General features: G+C 63.1%; 15 protein-coding genes and 1 pseudogene. 11 read left to right on the forward strand and 5 right to left on the reverse strand.

Translation table 11 applies throughout. The features are described from left to right. Nucleotides 1-597, forward strand: a 597-nt coding sequence (locus RIF85_RS10090; RefSeq protein ID WP_309071780.1) for a hypothetical protein, incomplete at its 5' end; no start/stop codon positions are given. Nucleotides 598-686: 89 nt separating this feature from the next. On the opposite strand, the gene RIF85_RS10095 is transcribed toward RIF85_RS10090, so the two are convergent. From RIF85_RS10095 to RIF85_RS10110, 4 genes are all read right to left on the reverse strand, one after another. After that, on the reverse strand, nt 687-1,661 hold the full coding sequence (locus tag RIF85_RS10095; protein WP_309071781.1) for a glycosyltransferase: 975 nt from the start codon (nt 1,659-1,661) through the stop codon (nt 687-689). Continuing rightward, entirely contained in the window at nt 1,658-2,686 is a 1,029-nt protein-coding gene (locus RIF85_RS10100; RefSeq protein WP_309071782.1) for an iron-containing redox enzyme family protein, read from the reverse strand. The genes RIF85_RS10095 and RIF85_RS10100 overlap by 4 nt, the downstream gene beginning before the upstream one ends. Before the next feature lie 141 nt (nt 2,687-2,827). After that, nucleotides 2,828-3,709, reverse strand: a complete 882-nt coding sequence (locus tag RIF85_RS10105) for a manganese catalase family protein (protein ID WP_309071783.1) — start codon at nt 3,707-3,709, stop codon at nt 2,828-2,830. Nucleotides 3,710-4,051: 342 nt separating this feature from the next. Continuing rightward, entirely contained in the window at nt 4,052-4,945 is an 894-nt protein-coding gene (locus RIF85_RS10110) for an SDR family oxidoreductase (RefSeq protein WP_309071784.1), read from the reverse strand. A 149-nt stretch (nt 4,946-5,094) separates the two neighbouring features. Here RIF85_RS10110 and RIF85_RS10115 point away from each other — a divergent pair, with 149 nt between their 5' ends. From RIF85_RS10115 to nhaA, 5 genes are all read left to right on the forward strand, one after another. Next, complete coding sequence (locus RIF85_RS10115) at nt 5,095-6,051, forward strand: TIGR03885 family FMN-dependent LLM class oxidoreductase (RefSeq protein WP_309071785.1); 957 nt, start codon at nt 5,095-5,097, stop codon at nt 6,049-6,051. Then, nucleotides 6,051-7,724: an alpha-amylase family protein gene (locus RIF85_RS10120; RefSeq protein WP_309071786.1), complete on the forward strand. Its 1,674-nt coding sequence runs from the start codon at nt 6,051-6,053 to the stop codon at nt 7,722-7,724. The genes RIF85_RS10115 and RIF85_RS10120 overlap by 1 nt, the downstream gene beginning before the upstream one ends. A gap of 157 nt (nt 7,725-7,881) precedes the next feature. After that, entirely contained in the window at nt 7,882-8,220 is a 339-nt protein-coding gene (locus RIF85_RS10125; protein WP_309071787.1) for a DUF3140 domain-containing protein, read from the forward strand. A gap of 62 nt (nt 8,221-8,282) precedes the next feature. Continuing rightward, nucleotides 8,283-8,450 carry a hypothetical protein gene (locus RIF85_RS10130; RefSeq protein WP_309071788.1) on the forward strand — a complete coding sequence of 56 codons (168 nt, stop codon included), beginning with the start codon at nt 8,283-8,285 and terminating at the stop codon, nt 8,448-8,450. Between the two features lie 75 nt (nt 8,451-8,525). Beyond that, nucleotides 8,526-9,815, forward strand: a complete 1,290-nt coding sequence (gene nhaA / locus RIF85_RS10135) for a Na+/H+ antiporter NhaA (RefSeq protein ID WP_309071789.1) — start codon at nt 8,526-8,528, stop codon at nt 9,813-9,815. Here nhaA and RIF85_RS10140 read toward each other — a convergent pair. Further along, nucleotides 9,810-10,631: an SGNH/GDSL hydrolase family protein gene (locus RIF85_RS10140; RefSeq protein ID WP_309071790.1), complete on the reverse strand. Its 822-nt coding sequence runs from the start codon at nt 10,629-10,631 to the stop codon at nt 9,810-9,812. The genes nhaA and RIF85_RS10140 overlap by 6 nt on opposite strands. Before the next feature lie 120 nt (nt 10,632-10,751). Here RIF85_RS10140 and RIF85_RS10145 point away from each other — a divergent pair, with 120 nt between their 5' ends. The 5 genes and pseudogenes from RIF85_RS10145 to RIF85_RS10165 all read left to right on the forward strand — a co-directional run. Then, nucleotides 10,752-11,591, forward strand: a complete 840-nt coding sequence (locus RIF85_RS10145; RefSeq protein WP_309071791.1) for an SDR family oxidoreductase — start codon at nt 10,752-10,754, stop codon at nt 11,589-11,591. A gap of 74 nt (nt 11,592-11,665) precedes the next feature. Further along, a complete protein-coding gene (locus RIF85_RS10150; RefSeq protein WP_309071792.1) occupies nt 11,666-12,016 on the forward strand; it encodes a metalloregulator ArsR/SmtB family transcription factor in 351 nt (116 codons plus the stop codon). 2 nt (nt 12,017-12,018) lie between these two features. Further along, complete coding sequence (locus RIF85_RS10155) at nt 12,019-12,498, forward strand: SRPBCC family protein (RefSeq protein ID WP_309071793.1); 480 nt, start codon at nt 12,019-12,021, stop codon at nt 12,496-12,498. A gap of 72 nt (nt 12,499-12,570) precedes the next feature. Then, nucleotides 12,571-13,194 (forward strand): flavin reductase family protein, encoded by a 624-nt coding sequence (locus RIF85_RS10160; RefSeq protein WP_309071794.1) that lies wholly within the window; start codon nt 12,571-12,573, stop codon nt 13,192-13,194. Next, a pseudogene (locus RIF85_RS10165) lies at nt 13,191-13,846 on the forward strand (acetylesterase); the annotation flags it as partial. The gene RIF85_RS10160 and the pseudogene RIF85_RS10165, both read left to right, overlap by 4 nt.

A 13,846-nucleotide genomic window follows, 5' to 3' on the forward strand; every position in this document is an offset into this window, starting at 1 on the left:
CCGGTTCCTGTCGGGGCGGAAAGGGATGCGCTCCATCAGCGCGAAAAGGAGACTTTCGGCGGCATGAAGTTCGGTGCCGCGTTCTTCGGTTGGCTCACCGCTACAGGCATGGCGGTCATCCTCACCGCCCTGGTCGCGGCCGCCGGTGCTGCCTTCGGCCTGTCGACGAACACGAACCTGAACGAAGCAACCAACCAGGCATCCCAGAACCCGCAGACCGTGGGGATAACAAGCGCGATCATCCTGCTGGTCATCCTGTTGGTGGCCTACTACTGCGGAGGGTATGTCGCCGGACGCATGGCACGGTTCAACGGAGCCAAGCAGGGCGTCGCCGTCTGGCTCTGGGCAATCATCATCGCTGTGCTGGTCGCAGTTCTGGGCCTCATTTTCGGCTCTCAGTTTGACGTCCTCGCCAACCTGAACAGCTTCCCCCGCCTTCCGCTGAACGAAGGCACACTGACCACTGCCGGCATCATCGCCGTCGTAGTGGCCCTGCTTGCCGCGTTGGCGGGTGCCGTACTCGGCGGACTGGCCGGCATGCGGTACCACCGGAAGATCGACCGTACCGACTACAACGAGATCGACAACAACGCCTAGGTCGGTCCGGCTCCTTCCAGAACTGGCGCAGGTTTGGCTATCCCGGAAGCCCGGGAACCAGTCAATCCTGTGCCAGTTCTTCGTTCTAGCTACGGCACAACGCGGACGTGTGCATACTTCCGACGCAGCGCCCGCGGAGAATTTCCCGCATTCGGCAGTCGTGAGCCCGCGTAGGGGACGCCACCGGCCAACCGCATGCCGAGCGCGGCCCAGACGGTAAGCATTCGCTCAGCCACCCATGCAGGCGCCCACAGCGCAGCCGTTGGCGGGAACACCGCCCTGCCGCCCCGCCGTCGTCGTCCTCGTTCCGCCACACCGACGACGACGGCGGCGGCAGGCAAGCAGGCCCCCGCGCCGAAGCGGCGCACCAGCAGGATCAATGCGGGAAGCAGCGACAACTCCAGAAGCAGCCGGAGCGGCTGGGCGAAGTCGTCGTACGCCTGCCGAACCCGTTGGCGGCCGAAGTGACCCGTTTCCGGCGGGATCCGGCCGACGAAGAGATCATCGGCCCGTATTTCCGTCCCACCTAATGCTCGAACCGTGCGGAGGAGCTCCAGGTTCTCAAAGAGGACGTCACCGTCATAGCCGCCGCTCGCATCCATGACCGAGCGGCGGACAGCCAGGGTACCCGGAAAGTCGGAACCAAAGGCGCGATTCAACAGCGTTCGGCCGGTGTCCCAGCGGGCATGCCAGGGCCAGGACAGGAAGTGGTTCTGAGGGCGGACCACGTGCCCCTCGTCGAGTAGGTCCACCAGGCGGCGGAACCCGCGCTCGGCATAACGGACGTCGTCGTCGGCAATGACTACCCGCTCGCAGGAGGCCTCCGCCAGGCCGGTGAGGACGCCTGCCACCTTGCCGTTGCGGCAGGAATGGCGTGGGCGGAGATGGCGGACGGATCCAGGGAGAGCAGCGGCGTGACGGGCGAACACCTCATCCGGAGAGCCATCGACAACAATCACCTCGGCCCACTGCACTACCTCGCCGAGGTACGCTGCGAGCGCTTCAATGCCACAGTCCTCGGTCCAGCGCAGCGGCAGGATGTATGTGGCCGCAGGTGGAGTCATGCTCGTGCTGGCGCGGTGGTCCGCAGGGACGACTCACCTTTCTCCCAGGCGGCCATGATGTGTTCACCGAGCATGCCGTCCAGCGTCAACGCTGCAGCGGCACCGAAGTACACGTCTTCCAGCAGCTCCGGCTCTGCTTCGACCAGCCCGCCGGCCAGGTCCCGTCCGGCAATCTGCTCATGAACAGCGTCGGCCTCGACATGCTCGTCGAAATACCAGGTGACGTCCTCCTCGAAGCCAAGACGACGGAAACCGTTCCCGTAGAGACGGTTCGGCTGGGATGAGGTCATCTCGTACGCCGCGAGGTGGCCCACGATGGCGCCGCGCAGGCGGCGGTTCAGCCCGAACATCGACATCATGTTGGTCGAAGCAAGCGTCAGGGCAGGGACTGCGTCGACGTAGCACCCGTAACTGTCCTCGAGGTCCAGGCCTCGCATAGTGCGCGCAAAAAGGGCCGAGTGCATACGATCCTGGCGTCCTCCCCCGTATTCGTCAGCCTGGATCTCAACCATGGCCGCTTTGGCCCTGCCGCTCAGGCGGGGAATGGCCCAGGTATGCGGGTCAGCTTCCTTCAGCTGATAGATGGACTTGTGAATCAGGAATTCCCGGGCCTGTTCCAGCGAGGCCTTCTTCGCGACGAACCGAGAGACGCTCGGTCCAGTGTCGGCAGCGGCCAGCTCGAACAGCACTGCCGCCACGCCGTCGCTGTCCCGCGGTTCCAATGAGGGAAGTTCGACGACGTCACGCAGGGCAGCTTCAAAGGTCCGCTCGATTTTACGGCGGATCGAGATCAGTCCCGGCTCCCACTCCCATTCGACATGCGCTACGTCAATACCGCTGTAGTGCAGCTCATACAGACAGAAAAGCGTCAGCTGCAGATCATCATCTGCAAGGATTCCGGTGGTCTGGCCGAGCGCGTCCTGCACCGCGAGGGCCAATGCATCAATGCCCCCGCTGTTCGGCGCCTGTGGCAGCAGTTCCAGCAGAGCCGTGCTGGCGGCCCCGCGTGCTTCAGGAATCCTCATGACAAACCTTCCTACCGGTGGGCCGACGTCGTCGTCCCCATCCATCACATAGTACTAAGCCCTCTGTCTATCAGGTGCGGGCGTAACCCGGAAACAGCCCGCTGCTTCAGCAAGCAGCGGGCTGTTCGAGAGAGGGTCAAACTACTCCTTATGGAGCTTGTCCTGCACGGCACCGGCCATCTTCTCCATGGCGTTCGGCAGCTCGGTTGTCCCGTAGAAACGCGAGTCCGGATGCGTAGGCGGCGGCATGGGAGCCGAGGTGGTCGGACCCTCGTGATACGAGAACTCGCCGTGCCCGTCCGGGGTGGGCCCGGAAGCCCATGAACCTTCGGATGCGGCTTTTCCGTCCGAGAAGTTGAGGTACTGGTAGGACACGCTGCGCTCTTCCTTCTTGAGAGGGAAGTTGCTCGGCACCGGGAAGTTCTCCGCCCCTTCTTCCTGCAGCTCACGTGCTGCGGCCATCCACTGGTTCTGATGCATCGTGTCCCTCGCGAGGAGGAAGGAAAGCATGTCCCGTACGCCGTGGTCGTCGGTCATGTGATAGAGCCGGGCCACCTGCAGCCGCCCCTGCATCTCAGCGTTCGCGTTGGCTGTGAAGTCCGCCAGCAGGTTGCCGCTGGCAGTGATGTAGCTGCCCTGCCAGGGGTTGCCCATGCTGTCGACGGGACGTGCACCCGCGCCGGCAACGATGGCCTGCTGCATGTCCGTCCCACCAACGACGGCGGCAATCGCCGGGTCTGACTGGACCGCGTCCTCGGTGATGCCGAGAGGGGCCTTTTCAAGCAGCTGCGCGATCATGGTCGCGAGCATTTCGACGTGGCCGAATTCTTCGGCACCGATACCGAAGAGCAGGTCACGGTACTTTCCGGGTATGTGGGTGTTCCAGGCCTGGAAGCTGTACTGCATGGCAACGGTGATTTCACCGTATTGCCCGCCCAGTACTTCCTGCAGCTTGCGCGCGTAAACGGCATCCGGCTTATCGGGAGTCGCTTTGAATTGCAGTTCCTGTTTGTGGAAAAACACGGGGTTACCTCCGCAATCGATGGCTCCTGCACTGAACGGCCAACTCATCTGTACGGCTGGAGGACAGGAGACCGGGTTCTTCGACGCTAACCCGCGGTCCCGACCCAAGGGAAGTAATAAGCTTACTTATTTTCCTGTGAATCAGCTCCAAGAAAATTCCAAGGTGCGGCCCCGATAGTTAAGGGGCAGGACAGAGGCGGGCGAGACCACCGGCTCCTCCTGCTGGCACTGGTTACCAGAGCCCCCCCGAGCGGGACCGCCTCGTTTCCCCGACTGAGGCGGCCCCGCCCGGGAACACTCAGCAAACCGTTACCCGAACGCTACTTCGTCACCGCAGGCGAGTTACGGCGTCGGGCTTCCGCCGTTAACGTTCAGCGTCTCGCCGAGCACGTAACTGGATTCAGGCGAGGCGAGGAAAACATATGCCGGCGCCAGTTCCGTGGGCTGCCCCGCGCGGCCCAGGGGCGTGTCCTTCCCGAACTCCGGCAGTGCATCCTTCGGCTGGCCGTCGGAAACCTGGAGCGGCGTCCAGAAAGGGCCGGGCGCTACCGCGTTCACACGGATTCCGCGAGGCGCCAACTGCTGGGCCAGGCCTTTCGTGAAGTTGTTGATTGCCGCCTTGGTGCTCGCGTAATCCAGCAGCGTCGGGGACGGGTTGTACGCCTGGATGGATGTGGTGTTGATGATGCTCGATCCAGCAGGCAGGTGCTGCAACGCTTCGCGCGTGATGCGGAAGAACGAGTAGATGTTGGTCTTGAACGTGTGGTCGAGCTGCTCATCGTCCAGGTCCTCAAGCCGCTCCACCGCGATCTGCTTGCCGGCGTTGTTGACGAGGATGTCGAGGCCGCCCAGGCCCTCGACCGCCTGCGCCACCAACTGCTTGCAGAACTCGCCGTCCTTGATGTCGCCCGGCAGCTTCACGGCCTTGCGCCCGCACTCTTCGATCAGGCGGACAATTTCATCAGCGTCGGCCTCCTCCTCGGGCAGATAGGAAAGTGCGACGTCGGCGCCTTCCCTGGCGTAGGCGATCGCCACTGCCGCTCCGATCCCGGAATCAGCACCCGTCACCAGGGCCTTCCGCCCCTCGAGGCGACCGGTGCCCCGGTACGATTCTTCACCGCGGTCAGCCTGCGGGTTCAGGTCACGGTCCAGGCCGGGTTCCGGCTGGTCCTGCTTGGGCGGCGAGATCTCCGGAAAGCGGGTGACAGGGTTCTGGAAGGTGTACTGGTCGCTCATGCGTTCCTCCTGGTACGTGGAAGTTTGGGTAGCACCCTTGAGGGCGATTGGCAGTACGGATAGGCTCGAACAACAATTGCTAAGCCTACTGATCACACTAGGACGGACCGGCTCGCCCGTTCAAGAGCCCTCCACGGAAAGGCCAGCGCATGCCCCTCATCGGTTTCCACGCTTCCCACGAACAGATCGCGCCGGGACAGCTCCTTGCAGATGTACAGATGGCGGAACAGGCAGGTTTCGATGCCGCGATGTGCTCGGACCATTTCGAGCCATGGTCCGCGGTTCAGGGGCACTCCGGTTTCGCCTGGTCCTGGCTGGGAGCTGCTCTTGCCACCACGGGGTTGCGCTTCGGCGTCGTCACCGCCCCCGGCCAGCGTTACCACCCCGCGATCATCGCGCAGGCCAGCGGAACCCTGGCAAGTATGTTCCCCGGCCGGTTCTGGGCTGCCCTCGGCAGCGGCGAGAACTTGAACGAGCACATCACCGGTGACCCGTGGCCGGCAAAGGCCGAGCGCCAGCAGCGCATCGAGGAGTGCATCGACATCATCCGGCGGCTGCACGACGGCGAGGAGGTCACCCATCGCGGTCTGGTCACCGTTGAGCAGGCCCGCGTGTGGGACGCGCCGGAGGTCAAGCCTCCCCTGATCGCTCCGGCGGTGAGCGTGGAAACGGCTGCCCGGAGCGCCCGTTGGGCCGACGGCCTGGTCACAGTGAACCAGCCGCACGAGAAACTCACCGAGATGATCAATGCCTACCGGGAGAACGGTGGACAGGGCAAGCTGATCCTGCAGGTCCACCTGTCATGGGCACCCACGGAGGAGGAAGCCGTGAAGATCGCCCGGTCCCAGTGGGCGTCGAACTGTGTGACTCCTCCGACCACCTGGGACCTGGCTCGCCCGTCTGACTTCGAGGAAGCCACCAGGGACCTTACCGAGGACAAGCTCAGGGAAACTGTACAAATTTCGCCTGACCTGGCTGTCCATGCACAGCGCCTACGGGAGTTCGCGGACCTCGGGTTCGACGAGCTCTACCTCCACTTCGTGGGTACGGAGCAGAAACCGTTCATCGAGGCCTTCGCCGAACACGTGTTGCCCGAGGTGCGCTGATGCGCATCACCGACACCTCGGACCTGTGGTGGAAGAACGCCGTTATCTACTGCCTCAACATTGAGACTTTCTGCGATTCCAACGGTGACGGGGTCGGTGACTTTGCCGGCGCAGCCCAACGGCTGGACTATCTGGCGGAACTCGGGGTGACGTGCGTGTGGCTGATGCCGTTCTACCCCTCGCCCCAGCGAGACGACGGTTACGACATCGTCGACTTCTACGGAGTGGACGAACGGCTGGGGTCGCTGGGTGATTTCGTCGAGTTTGTCCGTACGGCGAAAGACCGTGGAATGCGGGTAATCGCCGACCTGGTGGTGAATCACACGTCGGATCAGCATCCGTGGTTCAAGCAGGCGCGGTCCTCGAAGGACAATCCCTTCCGGGATTTCTATGTCTGGCGTTCTGATGCACCGCCGGACACGTCGGCGGAGGTTGTCTTTCCCGACAAGGAAAACTCGATCTGGAGCAAGGACGAGGAAAGCGGCGAGTGGTACCTGCACCGGTTCTACTCCCATCAACCGGACCTGAACGTGGCCAACCCCCAGGTACGCGACGAGATAGCAAAGGCCATCGGCTTCTGGATGCAGCTCGGACTTTCCGGATTCCGCGTCGATGCCGTGCCGTTCTTCCTGGAAACGCAGGGGCAGGACAACCAGACCGGCGACCCGCATGATTACCTGCGGGACCTCCGCCGGTTCCTCTCACGCCGGTCCGGTGATGCGGTCCTCCTCGGCGAAGTGAACCTGCCGTATGAGCAGCAGGTTGCGTTCTTCGGATCCGCGGCCGATGAGCTCAATATGCAGTTCGACTTCGTCACCATGCAGCAGATGTACCTGTCACTGGCGCGCGGAGATGCGAGACCGCTCGCACGCACTATCACGGACCGCCCGTCCATCGATGGGGATTCCCAGTGGGCGACTTTCGTCCGCAACCATGACGAGCTGACCCTCGACAAACTGCTGGACTCGGAACGCCAGGAAGTGTTCGAGGCCTTCGGGCCCGAGGAGAGCATGCAGATCTACGGGCGCGGATTGAAGCGACGGCTCCCCCCGATGCTCGGGGGAGACCAGCAACGCCTCCGCATGGTGTATTCGTTGTTGTTCTCGCTGCCCGGCACCCCTGTCCTGTTCTATGGGGAGGAGATCGGCATGGGCGAGAACCTCGAAGCCGAAGGACGGATGGCCGTGCGCACCCCGATGCAGTGGACGCATGAGGAGAGCGCAGGTTTTTCTGCCGCCCCTCCGGATCGGCTGGTCGCCCCGCTGGTGCAGGGCGAGTACGGACAGGCCAAGATCAACGTCGTGGACGCACGCCGCGACCCCGAGTCATTGCTGGCTTTCATTGGAACTCTCATCCGCCGCTACCGCGAGTGCCCCGAGCTGGGATGGGGGACCTTCTCCCTCATAGACACCCCGAGTCCCTCTGTCTTTGCTCACCGCTGCGACTGGGAGGACCATTCGCTCTTCCTGTTTCACAACTTCTCAGACCAACCGGCAGAAGTTTCGGTCACGCTGAAGGAGAGCGATGTTCCCGAGGGCGGCGGGATCCTGACAGACCTGCTGGAGAACTCGATGACGGACATCGCCGTGGGCGACAAATTGAAGGTCAAGCTGCCCGGCTACGGATACCGCTGGATGCGCATTCAACTGCCCGACGCGGGGAGGCTCTGGTAGTGCCGGGCTGGAAGTAGCTGCCGGAGCTAGAAGATGGTGGCGAAAAAGCCTGCTCCGATGGACGCCACCATCGCGATGACGATGAGCCAGACAATAGGGGCGCGGTACTTGTTGATGAAACCCATGATGAAACCAGTGTACGAGGGCAGGAGAAGGCATGAGCAACAGCACAGGCGTTGATGAGGTCTGGGACGACTGGAAAGAGGCCGTCAACATGACCGCCTCCGAGTTGGAGAAGTGGCTGGACAGTGACGAGTCAAAGGCAGTCGGGCAGAAGGACGACGGCGGCGAATCGGTCGGCCATGCGTCCGGCCGACGCATCATCAAACTCCTGTCCACGAAGAAGTCAGATCTCACCGACTCGGATGTCGAGCACATGCGCAAGGTGGTGGGGTACGTGCACCGCCATCTGGCACAGAAGCCGTCCTCCGACGTCGAGCATTCGAAGTGGCGTTACTCACTCATGAACTGGGGGCACGACCCGCTGAAGGCATGAGACCGGCGTAGCGGGCACAGGGCGCCGTCGGGCCGTTTTTCGTCCCTTGCTAGAATTGGGACATGATTCCGGCCAGCTTACAGATGCCCCGTGCGCTTGTACGGGCGCTGGCCGTGTTCCCGAACCGCCTGCTGCTGACCAAGCGGGCAAGTGGAACCAACGGATGGATGAGTTCCTGGGGGACCAACGCACACGGCGAGATCGCCGGCTGCCCGCCGCCACGTCGCTGACCTGCATCTGCCCCTCATCGATCAGGACCGCAGATGCCCCATGCCCGCGGACACTCCTCGACGAAAGCACCCCCCATGACGCAGCACGACTCCGCTCTCCCCCCGAACCAGCAGCCGCACTCCATCTGGCGCGGGGCGCACCAGACCCTGAGCAAGGACACCACCGGCGGCGCGCTCCTGCTCGGCGCGACGATACTCGCTCTTATCCTCGCCAACTCCCCGGCAGTGGACTTCTACAATTCAGTCCGCGAATTCAGGCTGGGACCAGAATTCCTTCACCTGAACCTGAGCGTCGGAGCCTGGGCCGCGGATGGGTTGCTCGCCATCTTCTTCTTCGTTGTCGGACTTGAACTCAAGGAGGAGTTCGTCGCTGGAAAGCTGCGAAACCCTCGGAGCGCGATTGTGCCGATTGTTGCGGCTGCAGGCGGCGTCCTCGTCCCAGCGATCGTCTTCACCCTGATTAACCTGCAGGGCGGGGCCGAAGCGCTGAGCGGTTGGGCTATCCCGGCGGCCACCGATATCGCTTTTGCCGTCGCAGTGATCGCCGTCGTCGGACGGCACCTGCCTCCTGCACTGCGGACGTTCCTGTTGACCCTCGCAGTTGTGGACGACCTCCTGGCAATCACGATCATTGCCATTTTCTATACAGCCACCATCCAGATCCTCCCATTGCTCCTGGCCCTGATCCCCCTCGCTGTGTTTGCCGTCCTTGTCCAGCGCGGGGTTCGCACCTGGTGGATACTCATCCCACTCGGGGTTTCCGTCTGGGTCCTCATCCACGAATCGGGCGTTCATGCGACTGTCGCCGGGGTGCTTCTGGGCTTCATGGTTCCAGTCATTGCCAAGGGCCGGGCGCAGGTGCAAACCGGCACAGACGCAAACGGCAAGCCGGTTGTTGAAGGACTCGCCGCTCATTTCGCTGACCAGTGGGCAGTAGTGTCCACTGCGTTCGCGGTTCCGGTCTTCGCCTTCTTCTCTGCCGGAGTAACCGTGGGGGGTTTCAATGGCCTCGTCGAATCCCTGCAAAGCTCTGTGGCGCTGGGCATCATCGGCGGGTTGGTCGTGGGCAAGTTCGTCGGCATTGCGGGATTCACTTTCCTGCTGACCCGGCTGCGGGGCATCGCCATCGACGCGTCCCTGCGGTGGGCGGACATCATCGGCGTTGCCTTCGTGGCCGGTATCGGCTTCACCGTTTCCCTCCTCGTCGGAGAGCTTTCCTACGACCCGTCCAGCAGCACGGCGGACGATGTGAAAGTCGGTGTTATCGTCGGTTCCCTCGTTTCCGCCGTTATCGGTGCCTTCATTCTTTCCGCTCGAAATCGCCACTACAGGGACATGAAGTCCGTCGACGTTCCTCGTTCATGAACTGGGGGCACGACCCGCTGAAGCAGTGAGTCGTTCGGCAGCAAGCCTCTTCAGCCCGTCCGCTGGGCGGATGGGCGTAGGCCATCGTGGCTCTAGGTGATCGCCCAGCGTTACGTTGCGGAGACGTCGACCGAACATGGGAATCACCCACTCGCCCCACCACGCCGTCTCCTTGCGAAGCAACTCAGCCATCGTCAGGCGCTGGTGAGGCCGGAGCGGTTTGGAGGTGAGGGTGTGGTCGACGCCGAGAACGCGCAGCACATGCGCCGCCATGTTCTTATGGCCGGCCGGGGACATGTGGAGGCGGTCAACGTCCCATAACCGCGGGTCGTGGTATTCGTCGAAGCACCAGTAATCGACGAGCAGCGCGCCGTAGTCTTCGGCGATCCTCCGGACGTGGTCGTTGTAGGTCCAGTTCCGCCGCCTCATCGGTTCGAGAACCGGGTGCAGCCGCACGTCAAAGCCGGTGAAGAGCAGTGGACGGGCGCCGGCCGCTGCTATGAGTGAAACCATTTCCTCATAGGTCTCCATGAGCGGTGTGATGCTCGTGCGCAGTTCAAGAATGTCGTTTCCCCCGGCATAGACACTGACCACCGTTGGGTGCAGATCGAGCGCGGGCTGCAGCTGCTCGTCAATGATCTGGCGAAGACGCTTGCTTCGGATAGCAAAATTGGCGTAGCGCCAAGTGGGATCCTGTTTGCTCAACTGCTTGGCCACCCGGTCCGCCCACCCACGGACGCCGTTGGGGTAACGGGGATCCCAATCCCCCACTCCCTCCGTGAAGGAGTCACCGATAGCGACGAACAGTCTGGACACTGCTCCACGCTAGGGACCAGGGACGACGCCGGCTCATCCTCCACGTGTCGGCGAAGGAAATTGCGATGGAAACTGCGATGAATTTGGAATATTCACGGCGGGATCTGCGCTCCACCGAGCATGAACCCACGAATTGCGGTCACCGGCTCCACCGGACACGTCGGCGGAGAAGCTGCCCGCCTCCTCTCGAACGAAGGCTACGAACAGAAGCTGATTGTGCGGGACCCCGCGCGAGCGCCCGAACTCACGGGCGCCAGCGTTGCCCGCGCCGAGTACGCCGATCGGAAGGCAGCCGTGGAGGCCCTCCGCGGCAGTGAGATCCTCTTCATGGTTTCAGGCGCGGAGGCAGAAGACCGCGTTGACCAGCACCGCACGTTCGTCGACGCGGCGGTCGAAGCCGGTGTTCAACACATCATCTACACCTCGTTCCTTGCCGCATCGCCGGACGCTACCTTCACGCTCGGACGCGATCACTGGGCTACTGAGGAATACATCCGCAACTCAGGCCTGAACTACACGTTCCTCCGCGACAACTTCTACCTCGACGTCCTGCCACTCTTCGCCGGGGATGAAGGGGTGCTGCGCGGACCGGCCGGAAACGGGCGAGTGTCAGCCGTGGCACGGACCGACGTGGCACGCACCGCCGTCGTTGTCCTGAAGGATCCGGAAGCTCACTCCCGCCGCACCTATGACCTCACCGGCCCTGAGGCTCTCTCGCTGGGCGAAGTGGCGGCAACTATCACCCGCGTCACCGGGCGCGAGACCCGGTATGAAGAGGAGACCGTCGAAGAGGCCTACGCGTCGCGCGCCCACTATGGTGCGCCGGGATGGCAGGTGGATGCCTGGGTGAGTACGTACACCGCCATCGCTTCGGGGAAGCTCGAACGCACGACGACGGCAGTCCGGGATCTTACCGGCTCCGAACCGATCGGCCTCGAAGAACTCCTTCGGCGCTCCTAAAAACCCTTGACCTCCGATGAGGACAAGCCTAATGTTGTAATCAACCAATTCGTTGATAAAGGATCGTGTTGACAATGGTGACGGACGCAGACCGGCTGGACCGGGCCTTTATGGCCCTGGCCGACCCCGCGCGCCGGAGCATCATTGCGCATCTCAGCCGCGGTCCGGCAACGGTCAACGAACTGGCCGCACCCTTCAACATCACGAAGCAAGCGGTCTCCAGGCACATACAGGTCCTTGAACAGGCTGAGCTGGTGACCCGCTCGCGAGACGCCCAGCGTCGTCCAGTGCACCTCAATGCGGCACGGCTGGAGACGCTCACCGCGTGGATTGACCAGTACAGGCTTGTCCGTGAGAGCCAGTTCCGCGCACTCGATGATCTACTCGAATCCAAGGCCAGGATCGGCCACGCACCCAAGGATTAATGATGACCAACCCACTCAAGCTTTCCGTCCCAGCCGAACTTCCCTTCATCGACGTCGAGCGGGAATTCGACTTTCCGGTAGAGGCCGTCTTCGAAGCACACAAGGACCCGGACCTCATCTTCCAGTGGCTCGGCCCGAGGGGCCTCACCGCCACGGTCGACCACTACGAGTTCCGCACCGGCGGCAGTTACCGCTACACCCATACCGGACCCGACGGCGTTGCGTACGGCTTCAGCGGCATTTTCCACACCGTCCGCGAGAACGAATTCGCCATCCAGACCTTTGAGTTTGATGGCTATCCCGACGTCGTGAGTCTTGAGTTCCTCCGGTTCGAGGACCTCGGCGGTGGCCGCTGCAAGCTGGTGGGACACTCCGTGTACCCCTCGCAGGAGGCCCGTGACGGCATGGCGCAGTCCGGAATGGAAGCCGGAATGACCGAAGGCTACGAGCGCCTCGATGAGCTCCTGGCCAGTCGGGGGTGAACTTTCCTGCTGAGAGGCCCGAATCGGCTTGGTGCTTCGCGTCTGGTCGCTGCCGCCCCTTAGGCTCGGTAGATGCGCAGGGACTTCTACCGGGACCAACTATCAGCCGCAGCGTTCTATAAGCTGCTGACCGCTACGGTGGTACCTCGCCCCATCGCGTGGGTCGCTTCCCGGTCCGAGAGCGGAGTGGACAATCTCGCTCCGCACTCATTCTTCACCGTGGCGTCCACGGACCCACCGGTCATCCAGTTCACCTCCGTCGGCGAAAAAGACAGCCTGCGCAACATCCGGGCGACCGGTGAGTTCACGGTCAATCTCACCCCTGAGGACCTCTTCGAGCGAGTCAATGCCACCGGCACAGCGTTCAGCCCGAAGACCAGCGAGTTCGAGGCCGCCGGTCTCCGGCGGGAACCGAGCACCTTCGTGCGCGCACCCAGGGTTCACGAGTCACCGGTGGCGCTGGAATGCCGCCTCCACAGCCTGATTCCCGTGGGGAACTGCACGCTCGTCCTGGGCGAAGTGGTACACGCCGCGATCTCCGAGCAGGTTCTCGACGGCGATCATCCCCGAGTGGATCTGCTCAAGCCGCTGTCCCGGTTGGGACGCAACGAATGGGGCACCCTCGGGGAAGTCCGGCAGATCAACCGGATCAGGCTGGAGGACTGGCCGGGTGATTTCCCGGTTGATACGCCATGACCTCCGCGCCGAGCCCCATCGCCGGGTTTGAAGATTGGCCCGATGCCGTACAGCGGCTGGCCAAACGCAGCGGATACAACCCCGAAAGCGCACAACTTGCCGCCGCATTGGGCGTACCCGCAGCAATTCCTGCGCCACCCGTCTCGGTACTGAGCTCCCAGGTTGTTGACGGAGTGCTGCTGGAGGAGCTGGCCTGGCAGCTGCCGTACGGTCCTCCTACCCGCGGCTATTTCCTCAAACCAGCGAACGCGACGGCCCCGCTGCCGGGCGTCCTGTGGCTGCATTGCCACGGCGGCAACAAGTGGCTCGGGGCGGAGCGGCTGATCGACTCGGCGAGTGGCAGGACCCCGGAAGTCGCAGCAATTCAGCAGAATCTGTACTCGGGACATGCCGTGGCCAACAAGCTGGCGCGCTCCGGCTTCGCAGTTCTCGTGCATGATGCCTTCAGTTGGGGAAGCCGGAGGTTCCAGCTCCATCCTCCGCCCGCCCGAATAGCTGACCAGATGGCCGCCCAGCGGGCCCTGTGGCGCGAGCAAGGTGCGCAATGGACGCCTGCATTGGAGTACAACGCGGCAGCGGCTCTGCATGAACACACCCTGGCCAAGACCGCTGGACTTCTGGGCACGAGTTACGCGGGAATGATCGCATTCGA

Origin of the sequence: Arthrobacter sp. (genome assembly GCF_031179385.1) — a bacterium.
Lineage (GTDB): Bacteria > Actinomycetota > Actinomycetes > Actinomycetales > Micrococcaceae > Arthrobacter_D.

Bases quoted from the DNA above. Each gene is read 5' to 3' on its own strand.
- RIF85_RS10095 (WP_309071781.1), bottom strand. From the start codon at position 1,661: ATGACTCCACCTGCGGCCACATACATCCTGCCGCTGCGCTGGACCGAG.
- RIF85_RS10150 (WP_309071792.1), top strand. From the start codon at position 11,666: ATGGTGACGGACGCAGACCGGCTGGACCGGGCCTTTATGGCCCTGGCC.
- nhaA (WP_309071789.1), top strand. From the start codon at position 8,526: ATGACGCAGCACGACTCCGCTCTCCCCCCGAACCAGCAGCCGCACTCC.
- RIF85_RS10115 (WP_309071785.1), top strand. From the start codon at position 5,095: ATGCCCCTCATCGGTTTCCACGCTTCCCACGAACAGATCGCGCCGGGA.
- RIF85_RS10120 (WP_309071786.1), top strand. From the start codon at position 6,051: ATGCGCATCACCGACACCTCGGACCTGTGGTGGAAGAACGCCGTTATC.
- RIF85_RS10100 (WP_309071782.1), bottom strand. From the start codon at position 2,686: ATGAGGATTCCTGAAGCACGCGGGGCCGCCAGCACGGCTCTGCTGGAA.
- RIF85_RS10145 (WP_309071791.1), top strand. From the start codon at position 10,752: ATGAACCCACGAATTGCGGTCACCGGCTCCACCGGACACGTCGGCGGA.
- RIF85_RS10130 (WP_309071788.1), top strand. From the start codon at position 8,283: ATGATTCCGGCCAGCTTACAGATGCCCCGTGCGCTTGTACGGGCGCTG.
- RIF85_RS10110 (WP_309071784.1), bottom strand. From the start codon at position 4,945: ATGAGCGACCAGTACACCTTCCAGAACCCTGTCACCCGCTTTCCGGAG.
- RIF85_RS10160 (WP_309071794.1), top strand. From the start codon at position 12,571: ATGCGCAGGGACTTCTACCGGGACCAACTATCAGCCGCAGCGTTCTAT.
- RIF85_RS10125 (WP_309071787.1), top strand. From the start codon at position 7,882: ATGAGCAACAGCACAGGCGTTGATGAGGTCTGGGACGACTGGAAAGAG.
- RIF85_RS10155 (WP_309071793.1), top strand. From the start codon at position 12,019: ATGACCAACCCACTCAAGCTTTCCGTCCCAGCCGAACTTCCCTTCATC.